We start from the raw sequence: 20507 nt of genomic DNA on the forward strand, positions 1-20507 counted from the left end.
CATATTTTATTATACATATTTTATTAACTGTTTAATATTTAAATAATTTATATGAAAATTAATTCCATGAATATTTCTAAAAAGTGACTTATGAAACACTCACTTTTGTTAAGTTTTTTCATTTTATCATCTTTAAAACTTTTTATTAAATTAATGTATTATTTTTCTAATAGTTCTTTTGAAACCTTTAACTTAATATTTAAGACTGTCATTACTTCCAGTATTATAGAATTAGATATAATAATATTTTCATGATTTATTTTATCCCATATCTTCAAAGCTCGTTTATTATATTTATGGTCTTTGATAAATAAAGCTATTAAGAAATTGGCATCTGTAAATATCATAAATTCAACCTTTTCTTGTTCTTATTTCTTTTACTGCTTCTACGGGATCAAATTCTTTTGGTGCTTTAATACTACTTATTATATCATCGATATTTTTACTAGGACCTGATTTCACTATAAATTTAACTTTAGATTTGTTTTTTTGTGGTTCTTTTTCTATACCTTGTTTTAAATAGTCATTAATTATCTTTGTTTGTGTGGTATCTTTATTAATGGCTATTTGTTTAATTGTATCCATTATTTTAGAATCTATAAATAATGTAGTTCTATTTTTGGTTCTCATATTATCACTCCTATTTTTTTTCATTTATATGCTATATTACATATTACATATACATTTTAATATTAATCTTCAGTTCTGTTAAGTTAAGGAATTTTTAATATAATTTTCTATGCTTTTGATTATAAATATATTCAAGAGTTTATATATATTTGACTATAAATGTATTCAAAAGCTTATATATATTTGACTATAAATATACCCAAAACATTATATATAATAACAATTAAATTTAGTAATATCAGTTATATATTATTTTTTTAAGAATTAATTTTTTAATTATACTTGAATTTTAATACTTTTTTATTTAGTGTATTTAGAAAGGGTTTTTCATGGATCAAGAAATACTTAATAATTTTATTAGTGAAAAATTATCTGAAACCCAAAGTTTATTGGAAGAAAATTTATTTATTAATAATACTCCTATTGAGCATAGAGATATATATTATGGGTTAATTACACATATAAATAATTTTTTAAAAGGGTATAAAGAAAACAGATTTATAACTTTAACTGGTTTAAGAGGATTAGGCAAAACAACAGTTTTATTCCAATTATATGAATATTTAACTATTGAAAAAAATATTTCTAAAAATAATGTACTTTATCTTCCAACTGATGAATTAGTCAATTATGCTGGAGCTGATTTATACGAAGCTATTAACACTTTTATTATGAATGAACATTATACAAGCCCAGTGTTTTTAGATAAAGAACTATTTATTCTAATTGATGAAGCCCAATATGATAAAAAATGGTCTTTAGCTGGAAAAATTATTCATGACAAATCTAAAAAAATCTTTCTTATATTTACAGGCTCATCAGCATTAAACTTTGAAATGAATGTTGATGCTGTAAGGAGAATAAAAAAAGAGTCTATTTTTCCAATGAACTTTCAAGAATATAATTTTTTAAAAAATAACATAATCTCTCCTAAAAATTATGATTTTTCATTATATGATCTAATTTTTAATAATGGGAATTTAAATAAAGCTATTAAAAAAGAAAAAGAAATGAAAAATTCATTATTAAATTTAAATAATCCTCTAAATACTGAATGGGAAAAATTTTTATTATGGGGAGACTTCCCTTTTTCTTTACAGATGAATAAAGAAGAAGTATATAACAGAATTTTTGCAATGATTAATAAAATAATTGAAAAAGATGTTTTGAATTTAAAATCATTTAACTCTAATATGTCAAGCACTATATCACAAATTATCACATACATTGCATTACAAGACCCTGGAGGAACTTCTGATAAAAAACTTGCTACAATATTGTCTAAATCTCAAAAATCAATTAGAGAAATTTTAAATATTTTAGAAAAAACCCATTTATTATTCGCTGTTAGACCATATGGAAGTGGAGGAAAACAGCTAAGAAAACCATGGAAATATTATTTCTTATCTCCAGCTATTAATATTGCTATAAGATATAAAATGGGAGGTTTAAGAATCAATGAAAGAAAATATTTAGGAATTTTGGTAGAAAACTTTGTTGCATCATATTTTTTTAAATATAAACAGAATAATAATCCTTTTTTAAATATTTACTATGATCCAGGAAAAAACGGTGTTGATTTTTTACTTGAAACAATTAATGGGATTATTCCCGTTGAAGTAAGTATAGGCAAAAAAGATAAAAAACAAATTTCTCAAGCCATTAAACGATATAAATCAAAGCAAGGAATAATTATTTCAAATACAACATCTTCAATTAAAAAAGAAGAAGATATTATTTATATTCCATTACATAGTTTAGGCTAAATTAAATAAAAGAAGTTTATAAATTGGTTTAATATCTATTTATACTCTTTTACAGAATCAACAAGTCTTTCCATATCTTCAAATAAGTCTTTTATTTCATTAGACTAAGAGTTATATTCTAAATTACTTAAATTAATAGCTAATTCATTTGTTAATCCATCAATTTTATCTATAACTATAGTCCAGAAAATAAAGTTTAGATGTAATTTTTTTTTTAAAATTCCTATATTCATCTATTAATTAAATTAAATAATTAAATTAAATAATTAAATTAAATAATTATAATAAATATTTTTTGATATAATAAAATCATAAATGATTATTTTAAAAATTAGAAAACACTCTTAAAAATATATCAAATTACAAAAAATAAATGATAACATTTATTATAATTTACATTCTAATATTTTATTATACTTAATTTTTCATTAATTTCATATTAGGTGAAAATAATGCTAAAGAAAAATACTGGTGAAATAGGTTTTGAAAAACAAATATGGGATGATCCTGATGTCTTGCATGGAAACATGGATGCTGGAAAATAAATACAAGAAATTCAACAACTCACAAATATAAAGAAGAAGTTGCAGAAATGGTATATGAAATTGTACATGATTTTGAATATTCTGTTCAAAAGCTTATTTCAAATTTAGAGAAAAAAATTAAAGAAGAAGATTTTGGAGTGTAATATGAATATTTTAGATAGTGAACTTAAAATAGTCATAGATATTATAGAAAATAATACACCTGATTGTGAAGTTTTTGTTTTTGGTTCAAGATTAAATGGTAATAGCTGGAAGTTTTCAGATTTAGATCTCGCATTTAAATGTGAGGATTGTTTAGATTTTAAAAGAAAAGTAAAACTTTCAATAGAATTTGAAGATTCTGATCTGCCTTACAAAGTTGATCTTGTGGATTACAACAAAGCATCTGAAGATTTCCAAAAAATAATTGATGAGAATAATAAAAAGATATATTAATAAAACTGGAGAATATTCATGGAAAAAACATTAGCTGAAGAAGAAAAGTTAAATATTTATCCAATAACAAAATCTTATGAATTATTTTCTCATTCCTTGATATTTTATGATCAATTAGAAAAAAGAATTGAGAATAATCCTAATTCTAAAGATAATGAAATATTAGCTAATGTTGGAAAATCGGCGGTTATTGGGGGTTTTAAGCTCTTTTTTGATCAATTAATAACAATAATGAGAAAATATATTGAATATGAAGATGGAAGAGATGAATGTGCTACATACAAATGTTTTTTCAGAACTGCAGGAGAAAAAGGTCTTATAGATGATTTTTATAAATGGATGGAATTTTATAGGGCAAGAGATTCGGTTTCAGAAGCACCTTATAGTGATGAAGCTGTGAATAATATTTGCTTAATAGCAAAAGAATTTGATATTTATGCTAAAAAAATTATTGCTGTTTTAGAAGAAAAAATTCTTGAAATGTGAATAATTTGGAGTTAAATGAGTAGAAAAGATAAAAATAAGTGTCATTATTTTCAAATAAAAGATATAAATTGTTTTGATGAATTGAGGAAATTTTTAGATAAAGAACTAAAAGTTTTACTCAATAATTCTAATAAGGAGTTTATATTTAGAGGAGATAGTAATTATTCAGACAAATTACAACCAAAGCTATTTAGAAAAAATAATGGAAAGTATTTAATTGAAGATCATGTTGATAGGTTACCATATGATCCTCTAACAGATTATAAAAAAGTGATTTTTTCAATGTTTGAAGCTATTAAAAGATTTTATGATGCCCGCAGGGATGTAGGTGATGGCAATTTTTCAGCAAATGCATTAGAAAAATTTAATTTTTCATTAATAACAGAAAATGAATGTAAAACTCTTTTTAAGGAATATATTAATGAAATAGGATTAGCACAACATAATGGAATGCCTACCATAGGTCTTGATTTTACATATGACTATAAAATAGCTTTATATTTTTTAATTACTGGAGATTATAATGATAATGATTGGCAAACAAAGTGGATTAAAGAAAACTCTTGTCTTTGGATTTTTAAATCTTCAATTTTTGATGATAATAATTCACCGAATCAAAATTTAATTAAGCATGATTTAGATTATAAAATCAATAATAATGCATTTCAACAAAAAGGCTTATTATGTTTATGTTTAAATGTCAAAAATAGAGATCTTAAAGATTTTTGTGTTTTTAACAATTTAAAGGAAAATGTTGAATTTTTTAACAATACAGTTATTTTAAATGGAATGAAATTTCAAAATATTCAAACTCCATTAGCTTATAAACTAATTATTTCTCCGAAAGCTAAAAAAGAGATTGTAAACGAATTTAATTGTTTTAAAGATTTACCTATTTGGTCTAAAGATTTTATGGATAAAATTATAGAAAAAGAAAAGATTTCTATAAAATTGAACGAAATTTATAATAATTCAATGAAAAAAATAAATAATGACTTTAAATTATAATAAATCGTGATACAATGTATGAACAAAGAATTGAGCAAGGACTCAAAAGTATGGATCAGGCAACTTTTCAATCGCTAATGAACAGTTTTCTTTCTTATAGTGGATACAATTTTATTTCTTCACCAGGATCTGTTGTGGCTAAAAATAAAACTTCAAAAGGAGCTCCAGACAGTTTTTTCTATGATGAAGATGAAAAAAAATATATTTTTTGTGAATTCACAACTTTAGATAAGAATAATAATGTTTTAAAATTCATTACTAAGCTTAAAACTGATATTGAACACTGTTTTAATACAAAAAAAACAGGCATAGAAATTGATAAAATTTCTGAGATAATTTTGGCATTCACAAGTAAAATTAACCCAGGAGAAAGTGAAGAACTAAGAAATAAAGTTCACCAATATAATGAAAATGTAAATTTAGAATTATATTCCATTCAAAGGTTAGCTATGGAGTTAGTATCATGGCCTCAAATTAGTAATTATATTCCTGAGATCAATTTTGATGGAATTTTTACTATTGAGGATTTTAGAGAAAAAAGCAAAAATGGTATTAGGCCAGGTTTAGAAAATCCATTCGTAAAAAACAACGAGGTTTATAATTACTTTTTAGATACTCTATCAGAAAATAAAATTGTAGCATTACATGGAAATCAAGGAGTAGGTAAATCAAAATTGGCAATTGAAATCGCACAAGATTTTTCAAAAAAACATGATTATTGCAAACCTATTGTTGTCAAAGGATTCAGAAACGATTTAGAAAATTCACTTTCAAAGTTAATTCCTCCAAAAAATAATAAATACATTATAATTTTTGATAATTATGATGGAACATTTTCTAATTTTGGTTCTATTATTAATTCTCTGGAAAACATTACTACAAATATTAAAATTATTATTTCTCTTCAAAATCAGTTTAAAGAACAGTTATATAATGAATTGACAAATTATCCATTAGAATTTATTGAAATAGAAAAAATGAAAAACGAAGATATAGAAAAAATGATTAAACAAGTGTTAACGACTAAAAAAATCCGCCTTAGAAATTCCGCTATGGACAAAACTATTAAAATTTCCAACGGAAATCCTGCCACAGCATTAATGGCAATTTTACCAATATTAGATAACAATGATGAATCTTTTTTAAAAAACCCTATAGAAATATATAAAAATTACTTTGAGAATTATAAAAAAAATGTTTCATTTTTAAATGATTCTAAAATTTTAAAAACATTAGGAATACTATCATTTTTTAATATAATTGAAAAAAAACAATCCACAAAATTATTTAGTATTTTGGAAACTGAGTTTAACTTTAGTTTTGAATGGGAATTATTTAATGAGTTGAATAGTCAAGAAATTGTAGAATTGCATGGAAATGAAGTTGTTAAAATTTCAGATTCAATTTTATCTACTTATATATTTTATAAAACATTCATATCTACTAGTCCATTGATAAGTTTTGATAAATGGATAGAAATTTTTATTGAAAGTAATTGTGAAAAAATTAATATTAAAATTGTAGAGCTTTCAAAAGTTATAGATTTTAATTCTTTTCAAAATAGAATTAAAGAGCTTTTAGACTCAGTGAAAACCTCATTTGAAAATGATGAGGATAAATATTTTAAATTTCTTGAAATTTTTTATTTTATTTACCCCCTAGAAACATTAAATCTTATCAAAAAATCAGTAGATCTATTACCTGCTAAACAATTAGATGTAGATTCATTTGAAATTCCTGAAAAAAATAACAAGTCGCATTGGAATCAGTTTAGGACTGAAAGATATTCTTATGAATATTTATTATCTCAATTATACAAATTTGAGCTAAGTATTCGTGAAGAAGCATTAAAAATATCTTTTAACTTAATTTTAAATAATTTCGCTGAAAGTAAAGCATATAACATTATAAAAAATATCAATGATGCATTTTCTATTGATATGTATAGTGAAGAAAATAATTTTACTAAGCAAAATGCATTATTGCAATTTTTGGATTCTAATGATTTTACTAAAAATGAAAAGAAACTTGCAGATAAAATTTTCCTTTATTACATTTCTCAAACTTTTGACCGTGAATTTACTAGTAAAAAACAATACTCAAATGGTTCTATAGAATTTTTTATATTTAAATTATTTGAAACTGAAGGATTAAAAACTTTAAGGAAAATCATTTTAAACAAGTTAATTGAATTATATGGTGTTTATCCAGAAAAAATAGAGGATATTTTTGAAAAATATATTAATCAAATTCGTGATGATAATTTGAAAAATGTTTTTTATATTGAAGAGGATATAATACATAATTTATTTAAAAAATGGGATTTAAAAAAGTATAGGCTATCAAAATTAGTGTATAAATATTGTAGAGCTTTAAAAAAGGAAAACATTAAAATATCTTTCGATATATCTTCTTTTTTGGATAAAGAAAAAGTAAAAAAATCTTTAATCTACTCCTCAGATTTAAAAGACCATTTAGAAAAAAAAGAAGACTTAAAAATAAAAGAAGGAATTGAAAATGATTTAAAAGATAATATAAGCGAAGAATATGTTAAAAATATTCTAAATATTATGAATGAAATAGTAGAATCAAGTTCATCTCAAATCTCTAGACCTTCAAACTCTTATTTAAGCATGTTTTTTGAAGCATTAGTTGAAAAGGATGTTGAAATGTTTATTTTTGCTTTTAAATATTATCAGCAAAAGGACTTTAAACTTGTTTATAATGGAAATTTTTTAAAAAAAATCATGGATAAAAATTTAATTGAAGTAAGAAAACTTTATCAATTAATTAATGAAGAAAATTATGTTTATAAAGATACTTTGAATTTGGAGTTTTTTACAAACCTAAAAAAGTCAAATGTAGATAAAAACATCTTTTTTGAATTCATAGAATTTATTAAATCATCAAATATCTTGGGTATGTATGTCAACCGATCTTACAACTATTCTTTTAAACTATTTAGCGATTGTTTTTTAAAATATAAAGATGATTTAGATAATTCAGATGGAACAAACAATATTTTTCAATATATTATAAAAATTCTTATAAATAGAGATAAAACTGAAAATTTAAACCTATATTGGTATGGATTCATCTCCGACAATTATACCTATTTCGAGGATAATATTGCTATTTTAAAAGATGTTTTTAGTTTGGCTGTTGAAAATGATGTGGCTAATAGTTTTAATGTAGAAGATTTAGAAATTTTATATAATTTAGATCCAAAATTTCCATTAGAATTTATAGAAAAATATCATAATTCACTTAGAATACCAGATAAAGGGATTTTATCTTTTGTTTTTAATGATGAGAGTTATTCTCCTGAAAAAATAGATGAAATCGTTGAATTGATCTTGAAAAATCCAAATAAGCTGTTATTAAATAAATTATTAGTAATGCTTTTTAGTGGAGATGAAAAGAAAAACAATGAACATCTTTATATTGAGAGGTTGATAAAAAATAATCATGGCTCTGAAATGCACATATCAGCAGTTTTTAACATGTTGTTACACAACTTTGATAATAAACATTTTATAACTTTTTTAGAAAAATTCTTATTATTAAATAGCAATATAGGAGCAATGAAAAATATTCCATTCAGCAAAGGCTTTGAAACATGGGTTGGGAGCCAAATTCCTACCCATAGATCAAAAATCGATTTTTATAATGGCATTATTAAAATGATTGAAAACTTACCTAATCCCTCTAATTTTGTAAACCATAAAAAGTTTTTAGAAGAGTTAATTGAAAAAGAAAATAATCGTATAAAATCTTTAGAAAAATTAGAATTTGAACATTTAGAACTTAAATGATTTTTTTAATAGGTTATTTTCAACACATGGGATAACTTCTATAAAAAACGACAATGGTTAGATATATTTAGTTTAGAGGCGATAATTCATTGGTATATTTGATGATAAATTATTTCCATTAAGTTTTATGATAAAGTTTACTAGTAGTGGAATACCAAAAACTGAAATTAATGAATGCTGGAATGAAAATATCCAGTGGATTTCTGCAAAAGACATAAACAGGGTGTCTGATAATTGAAAAAAATTGAAGAGGTTTGGCATATTATTTAATATGTTTAGAGTCTATTATATTAGTATTTTACAAAAGTACAATTTATCTGGTCTTTAAAAACAATATTCTAAAAGTTAATCTTTTGATTTTAACAATGAAAGAAAATCCACAATACTTATTATCTTAAAAAATTGACTTTATGGAAAATAGTTTAAATTAAAATATAATGATTTTATTAAGCTTTTTTAAAGATTAAAACTGATTTCATCTGTACTTTTAGAAAATCACAATATAATTATCTTAAAACATCTTGAATAACCGTTTAAACTCTTAATTTTTTCACAAAAATCAGACACCCTGGACATAAATAGTGATTTTCAGCATGTTTATAATGCTGAAAAAGCAATAACTCAAAAAAATTAGATAATAGCTCAATTAATGTATTAGAAAAAATGATATTGTAATTTCGGATAGGTAAGTGCTATTATTTAAAACAATTATTAGATTGTATTTTTAATTTTCATAGCTTATGATCCATGAAAAGTATAATAAGATAATTTAAACAATGAAAAAGTTTTTAAGCTTTTTTTTGTTTTTGCATTGCATTGTATCCTAAATTAATGGCTTTTAGATTCATTTCATGGAATTTTTCATTTAAGTTCTCTTTCATAACTTCAATCACTGTTTCTCTAGATAATGGAAAACCATCTGATGCAATAGTAGCACCTAAAAGAACCATATTTAATGAAAGGATGTTTCCTGATTCTATTGCCAATTTATTTCCATCAATTGGATAGCTATTTGGATAATTCCTTTTTAATATGTTTGTAACAGTATCTACTTTAGGATAATCTTTTTCTTGAGAATTTATATTTGGAGGTATAAGGGGAGTGGTGTTGAAAATCAATTTGGTATTTTTATTGCCTTTATCCAATCCTCTTATTGTTTCTATAGGCTCAAAGCTTAGAATCATGTTTGCATTATTATTTTCAATAATTGAACTTTTATAGTCTCCTATTTTAACTTCTGTTGAGACAACTCCTCCTCTTTGTGACATTCCATGAATTTCACTTGTTACTACATTATGTCCTTCTTTCATTCCAGCTTCTGCAAGAATTGTAGATGTTTTGATTATTCCCTGACCTCCAACTCCACAAACATAAATAGTATATGAATTTTTTAAAAAATCTGAGCTATTTGATAAGTTTTTAATTTTATTTTTATTTTCTTTATTTTTATTTTTTTTAGTTTTATTTTCTTTATTTTTTTCTGTTTGATTCATAATATCATTCCTTTTTTACACCAATGGCTTTATTTGGACACATTTGTGAACATGTAGTACATCCAACACAAGTTTCATCAATAATGGCTTCATCATTTCTTATTGATATTGAAGGGCAAGCAAGTAGATTTACACAATCAAAACAATTATTACATTTATCTTTTTTAATTTTCATTTTTCGTTTTTTCTTTTGTCCTTTAATCAATGTACATGGGTGCTTTGCAATGATAACACTAAGATCGTCATGATTAAATGCTTCTTTGTAGCTTTCTATTGTTTTTTTTAAATTTATAGGATTAACGGTTTTAACATGCTTACAACCGCATCCAATAACTAAATTTTCAATAGAAATTGCTGGAGCCTCATCTCCCATTCCATCAACCTCTAAACCTGGATTTGGCTGACCTCCTGTCATTGCAGTAATTCTATTATCTAAAATAGTCACAACAAAATTACTTTTATTGTGGATTCCATTGATTAAAGGAGGAATTCCGCTATGGAAAAATGTTGAATCTCCTATAAAGCTGACAACAGTTTGATTTGTTGCTTTTGAAAATCCATGTCCATCTCCAATACTTGAACCCATAGATAACAAATAATCTGCAGTTTCATATGGAGGACTAACTCCTAAGGTGTAACAACCAATATCAGAAGCAAATATCACATTTTCATCAGCAATTCCCAACTCTTCAGTTGCCTTTTTTACAGCAAAGTAAGCTGATCTATGACCACATCCAGAACAAAGTGTAGGTGGGCGATTTGGTAATTTATCCATTAAATCAAGAATTTCTCCACTTAATTGATTTTGAATTTCTTTGTTTTTTGTTTTTTCTTTGATTATTTTATTTAATGATTCCCTTACAATGTCTGGAGATAGTTCTAATGTTTTAGGGAATATATTATTAGTTTTTCCATAAACTTTTATATCAAGTTTACTTTCACCTATAATGGCTAAAACTTCTTTTTCCATTATTGGATCAACTTCTTCACCAATAAAAACACCATCAAGATCTTTAATAAATGATAAAACTTTATTTTTTGGAAAAGGATAAGTGAATCCTAATTTTAGAATGTCTATCTCTAAATTATCTTCAACAATTACATCATGGCAATAATTAAAAGCACTACTACTTGAAATAATGCCTAATTTAGGTTTATTTTCATTTATACTGTATATTTCATTTAGATTACTTTCATTGGCTTCTTCTTCAATAGATTCAATTTTAGATACTAACTTTTCATGTAATTCTCGTGCAATATTAGGGACAATAACATATTTTTCTGGGTTTTTTTCAAAGTATCCTTTCTTCCAATGGCTGTTTGAATTTTTACTACTTTTGTCTGTTATTTTTTCTTTTTGATATTTTCCAAGCTCAACAACTCCTCGCATATGAGATACACGAGTAGTACAGCGTATAATTATTGGAATTTTAAATTCTTCAGATAATTCATATCCATATTTTATCATGTCTTTAACTTCTTGAGGATTTGATGGTTCTAATGTGGGAATATTAGCTAATCGTGAATAATGTCTTGTATCTTGTTCATTTTGTGAAGAAAAAATTGAAGGATCATCTGCAACTAAAATAACCATTCCTCCATTTGTACCAACATAACCAGTACTTACAAATGAGTCTGCGGCTACATTTAATCCCACATGTTTCATAAATGTAAATGAACGAAGCCCAGAAATAGATGAACTTGCTGCTACCTCCATTGCTACTTTTTCATTAATAGAAAACTCAAAATAAATACCAGATTCTTTTGCCAAAAGATATAATATGTTTCCAATTTCAGATGAAGGAGTTCCAGGATATGTTGAAGCTATTGAAACATTAGATTCAATAATTCCACGAACAGCTGCTTCATTTCCTAGTAAAAATAATTTTTCTCCACTTTCTCCAGTAATCAATTTTTTTAGGTTCATTATTCACACCAAATAGATAAATCATGATTTTAATTTACTTTTTATTTTTTCTTAATTTTTTATTAGTTTTTTCTTAGCTTTTTTTTATTTTTTTCTTCTTTTAATTTTATTTTTTCTAGTTCTTTTTTATTCCCTAGTTTTTTTTTTAAAATTTTTTTATGAGTTCATCTTTTTTAGATTTAAAAAATATAATTAAAATGGGTTATAAAAATATAATTAAAATTAGAATAATATATTAAATATAATATTTATTTTATTTAAAATTTTTTTTTTAAATTTTTTTTACTTAAAATCTTATTTTTTAACCTTATTTTATTTTTAAAATCATGAGTTTTTAGAAAAATTATTTATTTTATAAAAACAAAATATTTAGTATAAATAATTATATTTAATATTATAATAGTTGATATTGATAATTAGATTATCTTATTTTTATGTCATGCTTATTTTAATTGGAATTCATTTTGTTATGAATTTTGAACAATAAATTAATTTATTAATTTTTTAAGTTTATTAAGTTTTTAAGGGAAAATATGATAGAAATTCAAGTTTTACGAAGTAATTTTAATAAAAATGAGGATTCAGACAATAAATCTTATTTAGAAACATTTAAAATTCAAAAAACAGAGCAAATGAAGGTTTTAGATGCTTTAAATTATATAAATGAGCACTACGATGCGAATATTGCTTTTAGATCATCATGTAGGGCAGGACAATGTGGTTCTTGTGCTTTAAAGATAAATGATCAAGTAGATTTAGCTTGCAAAAGAGAAATTGAAGATGGAGATATTATTTCTCCATTAGATTTTAAAGTCATTAAAGACTTAATTGTAGACAAATCAGACATTGAAGAAAACACTAAATTGATGCATTTATTTTTAGAAAGAAATGGAGAATACAAAAATATTAAGTTAAAAAAGCTTAAATCAGAAAATATTAAATCAGAAGATATTAAATCAAAAAACCATAAGAGCTTGAATTCAGATGAAGATTCATCACAATTTTCATCTATTTGTGAATGTGAATTAATAGATAATTCAAAGTCAATTGATACTAAAAAAGTTAGAACATGCATAGAATGTTATTCTTGCTTGTCTGCATGTCCAGTAATAAAAAAAACATCTGAGTTTCTTGGACCTTATTATATAAGATACATTTCTAAATTTGATTTTGATCCAAGGGATGTTGGAGATAGAACTAAAGAAAGTATTGATTATGGACTTTACTGTTGTACAAGTTGTGGTGAATGTGGAGAGGTTTGTCCTAAAAATATTAATAGCTTCTCTGATGCAATAGAAAAACTAAGAGCATTAGCATATCAAGAAAATTTAGGACCATTACAGCCACATAAAGATTTAGCAAGAAAAATAGTAGAAACAGGGCATTCTGTAGATAAATTAAATGATGGTTTTATTGAAACTTACAATAAAATTATTTTTGATGATAATAGCAATATTTCTGATGATAAGAACAATAATTTTGATTCTAAAAAGAATAATTCTAATTTAAACAATACAAATCCTGATTATGATTTATTGAATTCAAATATAAATCTTAAAAACCCTAAAAAACCTAAAATAGCCATTTTTACTGGCTGTATGGTTGATTATAGACTTCAAAATCTCGGATTCGCTTTAATTGATGTATTGAAAGCAAATGGATTTGAAGCAGATGTTCCTGAGTCACAAACTTGTTGTGGCTCTCCTTTACTTAGAACAGGTCAAAGAGATCTTGTTGCTCCATTGGTTGAGAAAAATAGAGAAACATTCAAGGACTATGATTTAATACTCACTATTTGTGCTGGTTGTGGAGCCACATTAAAGAATGATTATCCTGATTTTGATTTAAGATTAAATGTAATGGACATTAGTGAATTTTTAGTTGATTCATTAAATACTAATAAAATGAAAGATTTAAATTTGAAAGTCACATATCATGATCCTTGTCATCTCTCAAGAGGTCAATCTATAACAGAAGAACCTCGTAAAATTTTAAAAAATATTAAAGGTGTAGAATTTATTGAAATGGCTAAACCAAATCAATGTTGTGGTTCTGGTGGAGGTGTAAGGGCAGGTAAACCAGAAATTGCTGCTAGTTTAGTTGATGATAAAGTTCAAATGATTGAAGACATTTCTGTTGATGCAGTAATAAGTATTTGTCCTTTTTGTCAATTTCATATTCAAGATGCTCTTAAAAATCATGGACTTGATATAAAAGTAATGAATATCCTGGAACTTTTACAAATGGCATATAAATAATTTTCAAATTACAATATTTAGTTATATGGTGATATTTTGGCGGAAAGTGTTACATCTGACGAAGAAATAGTTTCTGAGGATATCTTATTAAAAAATGATGAAAAATCGACTAACAGTGAAAAAACTGAAAATGGAGATAAATCTAATTCTAATTCTCCGTTACATAATGAAAATGAATCAAGTGAGATTGTTATCAAAGACAAAACAGATAATTCCAAGGAATATCTAAAAAACAATATTTTTGTGGTGTTTGTGGAATGTGAATCTTCAGGAAATGTAGGATTTTTAGCTAGAACTATGGCTAATTTTGGATTAAAGAATTTAGTATTAATAAATCCATGTAAATTAGAAAAAGATGCTTATTATCAAGCAATGCATGCTAAAAACATTGTTGAAGAAGCAAAAATTTTTAATAGCCTCAATGAATTTCTAATATCTGAAAAAATAGATTTTATTGTTGGATCTACTGGAACTCCTGGAGGAAGCTACAATCTATCAAGAATACCAATAAAACCAATTCATTTGAGCGATTCAATTAATTTAAATAGTAAAGTAGCTATTTTATTTGGAAGAGAAGGAGATGGATTAAACAATAAAGAAATAAGCCTATGTGACATTATTGTAAGTATTCCAACAAGTCCAGACTATCCAATAATGAATATTTCACATGCAGCAACTATTATTTTCTATGAATTATTTAAAAACAAATATGAATTTGATGCCGTAGGATTAGATGAGGCAAATTCTCTTGAAAAACATTATTTACTTAAGGATTTTAAAGAAATTATTTCATTACTTTCTTTTCCAGAGCATAAAGAAAAAACTAATTTAAAAGCTTTTAAAAATATTATTAACAGGGCATTTATAACTGGAAGAGAAGCACATACTTTAAAAGGATTATTTAGAAGAGTAAAAATTAAATTGAAAGAAACTAAAGATAAATCAGACTAAAATAATCTTTTTATTTAATATTTTATTTAATCTTTTTATACAAGTATTTTTCATTTAAATCTCAATTATTTAAAATTATTTTTTTAGAAAAATTTTTATACTTTATTTTTTAAATATTTTATTAGTATAAATTATTTTTTTATTTATTATAATTTTTTATTAATATTTATTTGTTAATTTTTTAACAACTTAGTTCATGAATATTTAAAAATTTTTTTATTAATTTTTCTGATTTTTTATTTATTTAAAGTTATTATATTAATTATTTGATGATTATTATGGCAATATTAAGTGATGTAGATATAAAAAAATACCTTAATGAAGGTAAAATTATAATAAATCCTATAGAAGATTATGATAAACAGATTCAACCATCTTCAGTCGATATGAGAATTGGAAGTGAGTTTAAAACTTTTAAGGTTGTAAGAAAACCATTTATAGATCCTAAAGACCCAACAGACATTTCATCTTACATGGAATCACTTCATTTAAAAGAGGATGAATCATTTATTATTCACCCTGGAGAATTTGCTCTTGCTACTACATATGAGTTTGTAGAAATCCCAGATGATTTAGTTGCACGTGTAGAAGGAAGATCTTCAATGGGAAGACTTGGAATTACAATGCATGTCACAGCTGGGTACATTGACCCAGGTTTTAAAGGAAGAATAACTTTAGAAATCTCTAACATTGGAAAAATGCCTGTTGCGTTATATCCGGGACAACGTGTTTGTCAAATTGTGTTTGAGACTATGACCACTCCATCACAAAAACCTTATGGGCATCCAGATAGAGATAGTAAGTATATGGGTCAAAAACGTCCTGAAAGTAGCCGTATTAAACAGGATTATGAGCTTAGAAAAGATTAATTTGTTTAAGATTTATTAAATTGTGTATTTATAACTGAATATTTTTATTCTATCAATTTATATTTATCTGCTATCATTCTTTTCCGTTTTATTATATCTACTTTTAGTCAATCTAATCTTAATCTATCTACTTTTCTTATATCTACTTTATTCTTATTTATTTTTTTATTATAATTTTTCCTAGTTATATGTTAAAATAGATTATGAGTTATTTATTGAATATAATTATTGAATATAATTGTTGAATATAATTGTTGAATATGATAATTGAATATAAAAATAATTTAAAATATGTCTAATAAATTTTTATGATTATAAAATTAATTGAGGTAATCTAATGAATCACGATAAAATGATTAATATTAGTACAAAAAGAGGATTTTTATGGCCATCATTTGAAATATATTCTGGTTTAGCAGGTTTTACAGATTATGGTCCATTAGGAGCCATTTTAAAAAATAATATAATGCAAAAATGGAGAGAGCAATACATAATTAATCAAGGTTTTTATGAAATAGAAAGTCCTACTGTTTCTCCAGAAGAAGTCTTACAGGCATCTGGTCATGTAGATAATTTTACAGATCCTATGATTCAATGCTTGAGCTGTAATGAAGTTTTTAGGGCAGACCATATTATTGAAGAACAAACAAATCTTGAAGTTGAAGGATACACTAATGAAGAACTTGATAAAATTGTTAAAGAAAAATCTGTTGTTTGCCCTAATTGTGAAGATAAATTAAGTCAAATTTGGAACTATAATTTAATGTTTAGAACAAATATTGGTCCAAAAAGTGGAAAAACTGGTTATATGCGTCCTGAAACTGCTCAAGGTATTTTTATAATGTTTAAACGTTTAGCCCGTTTTTTTAAAAATAAATTACCATTTGGAGTTGTTCAATTAGGTAAAGCTTACAGAAATGAAATTTCACCTCGCCAAGGTGTCATTCGTTTAAGAGAATTTACTCAAGCAGAAGCAGAAATTTTTGTCAATCCTTTAGATAAAACACACCCTAAATTTAATGAGATTGCTGATGAAACATTTATTTTAAGCTCTGCTGAAACCCAAATTAAAGGAATAGAACCTTTAATTATATCTGCAAGTGATGCATTAGATAAAGGCATTGTTGCAAATGAAATCCTGATTTATCAAATTTATTTAGCCAGAAAATTCTTAAGAGAATTAGGAATACCAGATGAGGTCTTAAGATTTAGACAGCACCTTCCTAATGAAATGGCTCATTATGCAATTGATTGTTGGGATGTTGAAGTTAAAACTGATCGTTATGGATGGGTTGAAATTATTGGAATAGCTGATAGAGGAGATTATGATTTATTAGCACATTCTAAGCATAGTAATGAAGATTTAGATGTTTTCATTGATTTTGATGAAGAAAAATTAATTAAAAAAGCTGTTATTAAACATAATATGGCTAATTTTGGTAGAAAATTCAAAAAAGACACTTCTAAAATTATTAATGCATTAAATAGCATAGACCCAAAAAAAATCCAAGAAGAATTAAACTCAAATGGTAAATATGAACTAGAAGTTGAAAATAATATATTCACAATTGAAAAAGAGGATATAATCTTTGATGAGATTGAAGAGAAAGTTAAAGGAGAAAGAATCATTCCTCATGTAATTGAACCATCATTTGGAATAGATCGTATTTTTTATGCTACATTGTTACATTCCTTTTCATCTTCTATCTCTAAAGATTTAGATGATGGAGCAAAAGAAAAAATTAAAGAATATTTTAAGTTTCCATTGTCTATTGCACCAATTAAAGTCGGTGTCTTTCCATTAATCAAAGATGAAAAATTAATTAATATTAGCACTAAAATAAAAGATAAGTTAATGGCTAGTGGAATTACTGTTCAATATGAAACTTCTGGAACAATTGGTAAGAGATATGCTAGATGTGATGAAATTGGTGTTCCTTTAGCTATTACTGTCGATTTTGATTCATTGGAAGATAATGAAGTCACTATAAGGGATAGGGACACAGAAATTCAAGAAAGAATACCTATAGATGATGTTTTAAATTATGTATTTGGAAAATTAAATAATTTTTAATTATTTTTAATTATTTTTTTTTTTAATTTTTTTAATTAATTCTAATTAATTCTAATTGCTCCTAAAATTAAGTATCATATTGTGTTTTAATATTTTATTTTTTTTAAAATAACATTCCATTTTTAAAACTTATTTTAGTTTCTCCTTCAATTTTTATGTCTTTTTTGGGAAATATAGGTTGAATTATGTAATTATTTTCACTGTCCTCAATGGATATTTCTTCAACACCTTTTAAATTATTAAATAGTTCTTTTCCCCATTCTAAATTGTCTTCATTTTGCCCTAAAATAATTGTAGAATCATCAAAAAATCCATCTTTTAAAAACAATCCTAAAAATACAAAATTGCTTCCAGTTACTAAGAAAATATGGTTTTTTTTATCTGTAAGATGAAATTTGATTTTGTTTTCTTCAACTGCATATTCAAAATCATTTTTAAATTCACTTTCTAATATTTGACTTAAAATTTCTTTGTTTAAAATAATTTCTAGTTCTAATAAATCATTGTCAATAGCTTTTAGAATAATTTCTAAATGTTTATGAGAATATATTGGTAAAAACATCTTTATTTTTCTTGATTTTCTAATTAAATTATTAAAAACACTTAAAGTTTTATTTATGTTATTTTCATCACATTGGACATACTGACACCCTCTTAACAAATGTATTTTTTTAAACAATTTATGAGGTATATGGGAAGCTTTATGTGTAATCCAGAATTTTTCTTCTTTTACAAACATGTGCCATGTTTCAATTAATTTAATTATGTTTGCAACAACTACTGTTCCTTTTGAACTAAGAGATATAATTTTCTTTTCTTTTTTTATTAGTTCCAAATTTAAAAGTAGTCTTAAAGCCTGTGATATAGTTGCTGAAGGTTTTTTTACTATATTTTTAAGTGTTATTACACTTTTTTCACCTTCATACAAACTTATCAAAATTTTTGTTCTCACATTTGAATTTAAAAGATATTTTAAATGATTAAATTCATTGAGGTTATACATTTTTATCGTATTGTTTTCATTTTCCATTTTAATCCCTTAATTTTATTGATTTAAAGCTTTTAATTATTTTTTAAGTTTTTAATTTTTTTTATTTTTTTATTACCTTTTTATTATTTTTATTATTTTTATTATTTTTATTATTTTTTTATTTTTTTATTTTTTTCAATTATCCTAGTTTATTTAAATATTTAAAAATATTCTATCAGATTGATTGTAAAATGAATTAAATATCTTTTTTCCCCAATTAATTCCTTTTTCATCTTTTGAAATTATAATTCTATTTTGATCATAGGTTCCATCAGTTTTATACAATCCTAAGGATAGTATTTCTTCTGTAATAGTCATAAAAATCTTTATTTCGTCCTTAATTGTTCTAATTTCAAATTTTCCTTGATCCATTCCTTTTTTCATTTCTTTTCGATTTAATGATTTAATAAAAGTGTTGGAAATACTTTTTGGAACCAATAATTTCATTGAAATTTCATTTTCCAATAAATAATTTATTAATTTTAAAAACTCACAATCTATAAATGGAATAATTGATTTTAAAGAATTTGCAGTTTCTACATATTTTTTTACAGTTCGTTCTGGTTTATAAATGTCTTTTAAGTTTGATGTAACTAACTCTGAGTCAGATAAATCTTCAATTTTATTTAAATAGTTTCCATCAATAACATCAACTTTGTGTTCATTTAAAAAATCAGAAAATGTATTAATAATATTTAAACTATTGCTAAATTTAATTAATTGTTCAAGTTTCATTTTTGCTAAATTTTTTATTGAATAAATTCCTTTGTCTGACTTTAAAAATCCTAACCTTTCAAGTTGGTGTATGTTTGTTGAAGTTGAACTATAACTTAAACCTGAGGTAGTATATATCTCATTCATTGTCATTTTGTCTTCAATATAAAATGATTTAATAGCTTCAAGTCTTAATTGTGAGTTTGTAATAAACTTTAACTCATTTGAAACCAAATTATATTGTTCTAAGATGTTTTCCACATTCATTTTATCACCTGTTCTTTCTCTAAAATATTAAGAATTTCCATAACCTTTAATATTCTTTATTTTAATTTTTATTTTATTTTTTTATTTTAACTTTATTTTTTTTATTTTAATTTTTATAATTTTTTTAATAAAATAATTTTTTTTAAATATTGAAAATTCTAATTTTATTTTTAAATATTTATAAAAATTTTAGAGAAATAATATTATTTTTAAGTTATTACTAATATAAGTTTTATTAT

The 20507-nt window shown here is 24.1% G+C and carries 16 protein-coding genes; 9 read left to right on the plus strand and 7 right to left on the minus strand.

The window, feature by feature from the left end; all coding sequences use genetic code 11:
* Positions 1-158: 158 nt before the first annotated feature.
* Positions 159-347, minus strand: coding sequence for a PIN domain-containing protein (locus tag MBCUR_RS05715; RefSeq protein WP_067091409.1), 189 nt, complete (start codon positions 345-347; stop codon positions 159-161).
* Between the two features lie 4 nt (positions 348-351).
* The gene (locus tag MBCUR_RS05720; RefSeq protein WP_067091411.1) at positions 352-630 is read right to left on the minus strand and encodes a hypothetical protein; all 279 of its coding nucleotides are present in this window, start codon (positions 628-630) and stop codon (positions 352-354) included.
* A gap of 329 nt (positions 631-959) precedes the next feature.
* On the opposite strand from MBCUR_RS05720, the gene MBCUR_RS05725 reads away from it, so the two are divergent.
* Positions 960-2396 (plus strand): ATP-binding protein, encoded by a 1437-nt coding sequence (locus tag MBCUR_RS05725; protein ID WP_067091414.1) that lies wholly within the window; start codon positions 960-962, stop codon positions 2394-2396.
* A gap of 104 nt (positions 2397-2500) precedes the next feature.
* Here the strand turns inward: MBCUR_RS05725 and MBCUR_RS10940 are convergent, their stop codons facing one another.
* A complete protein-coding gene (locus MBCUR_RS10940) occupies positions 2501-2629 on the minus strand; it encodes a hypothetical protein (protein WP_281190550.1) in 129 nt (42 codons plus the stop codon).
* A gap of 456 nt (positions 2630-3085) precedes the next feature.
* Between MBCUR_RS10940 and MBCUR_RS05730 the strand changes: the two genes are divergently transcribed.
* Genes MBCUR_RS05730 through MBCUR_RS05745 form a run of 4 tightly spaced genes read left to right on the plus strand, consistent with a single transcriptional unit; the run spans position 3086 to position 8685 of the window.
* Positions 3086-3376: a nucleotidyltransferase domain-containing protein gene (locus MBCUR_RS05730; RefSeq protein WP_067091417.1), complete on the plus strand. Its 291-nt coding sequence runs from the start codon at positions 3086-3088 to the stop codon at positions 3374-3376.
* Between the two features lie 18 nt (positions 3377-3394).
* Positions 3395-3862, plus strand: a complete 468-nt coding sequence (locus MBCUR_RS05735; protein WP_067091420.1) for a nucleotidyltransferase substrate binding protein — start codon at positions 3395-3397, stop codon at positions 3860-3862.
* 15 nt (positions 3863-3877) lie between these two features.
* A complete protein-coding gene (locus MBCUR_RS05740) occupies positions 3878-4870 on the plus strand; it encodes an FRG domain-containing protein (RefSeq protein WP_067091422.1) in 993 nt (330 codons plus the stop codon).
* A 14-nt stretch (positions 4871-4884) separates the two neighbouring features.
* Positions 4885-8685, plus strand: a complete 3801-nt coding sequence (locus MBCUR_RS05745) for a hypothetical protein (RefSeq protein ID WP_067091425.1) — start codon at positions 4885-4887, stop codon at positions 8683-8685.
* 788 nt (positions 8686-9473) lie between these two features.
* Here MBCUR_RS05745 and MBCUR_RS05750 read toward each other — a convergent pair.
* Positions 9474-10178, minus strand: a complete 705-nt coding sequence (locus tag MBCUR_RS05750) for an indolepyruvate oxidoreductase subunit beta (RefSeq protein ID WP_084269546.1) — start codon at positions 10176-10178, stop codon at positions 9474-9476.
* A 4-nt stretch (positions 10179-10182) separates the two neighbouring features.
* Complete coding sequence (gene iorA / locus MBCUR_RS05755) at positions 10183-12105, minus strand: indolepyruvate ferredoxin oxidoreductase subunit alpha (protein WP_067091428.1); 1923 nt, start codon at positions 12103-12105, stop codon at positions 10183-10185.
* A 533-nt stretch (positions 12106-12638) separates the two neighbouring features.
* On the opposite strand from iorA, the gene tfrB reads away from it, so the two are divergent.
* The 4 genes from tfrB to glyS all read left to right on the plus strand — a co-directional run bounded on the left by tfrB (position 12639) and on the right by glyS (position 18257).
* Positions 12639-14363 carry a fumarate reductase (CoM/CoB) subunit TfrB gene (gene tfrB / locus MBCUR_RS05760; protein WP_067091431.1) on the plus strand — a complete coding sequence of 575 codons (1725 nt, stop codon included), beginning with the start codon at positions 12639-12641 and terminating at the stop codon, positions 14361-14363.
* 36 nt (positions 14364-14399) lie between these two features.
* On the plus strand, positions 14400-15314 hold the full coding sequence (locus MBCUR_RS05765; RefSeq protein WP_067091434.1) for a TrmJ/YjtD family RNA methyltransferase: 915 nt from the start codon (positions 14400-14402) through the stop codon (positions 15312-15314).
* A 278-nt stretch (positions 15315-15592) separates the two neighbouring features.
* Complete coding sequence (dcd, locus tag MBCUR_RS05770; RefSeq protein WP_067091437.1) at positions 15593-16183, plus strand: dCTP deaminase; 591 nt, start codon at positions 15593-15595, stop codon at positions 16181-16183.
* Positions 16184-16520: 337 nt separating this feature from the next.
* Positions 16521-18257 (plus strand): glycine--tRNA ligase, encoded by a 1737-nt coding sequence (gene glyS / locus MBCUR_RS05775; protein ID WP_067091439.1) that lies wholly within the window; start codon positions 16521-16523, stop codon positions 18255-18257.
* 103 nt (positions 18258-18360) lie between these two features.
* Here the strand turns inward: glyS and MBCUR_RS05780 are convergent, their stop codons facing one another.
* On the minus strand, positions 18361-19287 hold the full coding sequence (locus MBCUR_RS05780) for a helix-turn-helix transcriptional regulator (RefSeq protein ID WP_067091441.1): 927 nt from the start codon (positions 19285-19287) through the stop codon (positions 18361-18363).
* A 153-nt stretch (positions 19288-19440) separates the two neighbouring features.
* On the minus strand, positions 19441-20268 hold the full coding sequence (locus tag MBCUR_RS05785) for a helix-turn-helix transcriptional regulator (protein ID WP_067091445.1): 828 nt from the start codon (positions 20266-20268) through the stop codon (positions 19441-19443).
* Positions 20269-20507: the final 239 nt, after the last annotated feature.

The sequence above is a fragment of the Methanobrevibacter curvatus genome, from assembly GCF_001639295.1.
Lineage (GTDB): Archaea > Methanobacteriota > Methanobacteria > Methanobacteriales > Methanobacteriaceae > Methanoflexus > Methanoflexus curvatus.

Coding starts and splice junctions, on each gene's coding strand:
- glyS (WP_067091439.1), top strand. CDS start 16,521: ATGAATCACGATAAAATGATTAATATTAGTACAAAAAGAGGATTTTTA.
- MBCUR_RS05780 (WP_067091441.1), bottom strand. CDS start 19,287: ATGGAAAATGAAAACAATACGATAAAAATGTATAACCTCAATGAATTT.
- tfrB (WP_067091431.1), top strand. CDS start 12,639: ATGATAGAAATTCAAGTTTTACGAAGTAATTTTAATAAAAATGAGGAT.
- MBCUR_RS05725 (WP_067091414.1), top strand. CDS start 960: ATGGATCAAGAAATACTTAATAATTTTATTAGTGAAAAATTATCTGAA.
- MBCUR_RS05720 (WP_067091411.1), bottom strand. CDS start 630: ATGAGAACCAAAAATAGAACTACATTATTTATAGATTCTAAAATAATG.
- MBCUR_RS05785 (WP_067091445.1), bottom strand. CDS start 20,268: ATGAATGTGGAAAACATCTTAGAACAATATAATTTGGTTTCAAATGAG.
- MBCUR_RS05715 (WP_067091409.1), bottom strand. CDS start 347: ATGATATTTACAGATGCCAATTTCTTAATAGCTTTATTTATCAAAGAC.
- MBCUR_RS05745 (WP_067091425.1), top strand. CDS start 4,885: ATGTATGAACAAAGAATTGAGCAAGGACTCAAAAGTATGGATCAGGCA.
- dcd (WP_067091437.1), top strand. CDS start 15,593: ATGGCAATATTAAGTGATGTAGATATAAAAAAATACCTTAATGAAGGT.
- iorA (WP_067091428.1), bottom strand. CDS start 12,105: ATGAACCTAAAAAAATTGATTACTGGAGAAAGTGGAGAAAAATTATTT.
- MBCUR_RS10940 (WP_281190550.1), bottom strand. CDS start 2,629: ATGAATATAGGAATTTTAAAAAAAAAATTACATCTAAACTTTATTTTC.
- MBCUR_RS05735 (WP_067091420.1), top strand. CDS start 3,395: ATGGAAAAAACATTAGCTGAAGAAGAAAAGTTAAATATTTATCCAATA.
- MBCUR_RS05750 (WP_084269546.1), bottom strand. CDS start 10,178: ATGAATCAAACAGAAAAAAATAAAGAAAATAAAACTAAAAAAAATAAA.
- MBCUR_RS05730 (WP_067091417.1), top strand. CDS start 3,086: ATGAATATTTTAGATAGTGAACTTAAAATAGTCATAGATATTATAGAA.
- MBCUR_RS05740 (WP_067091422.1), top strand. CDS start 3,878: ATGAGTAGAAAAGATAAAAATAAGTGTCATTATTTTCAAATAAAAGAT.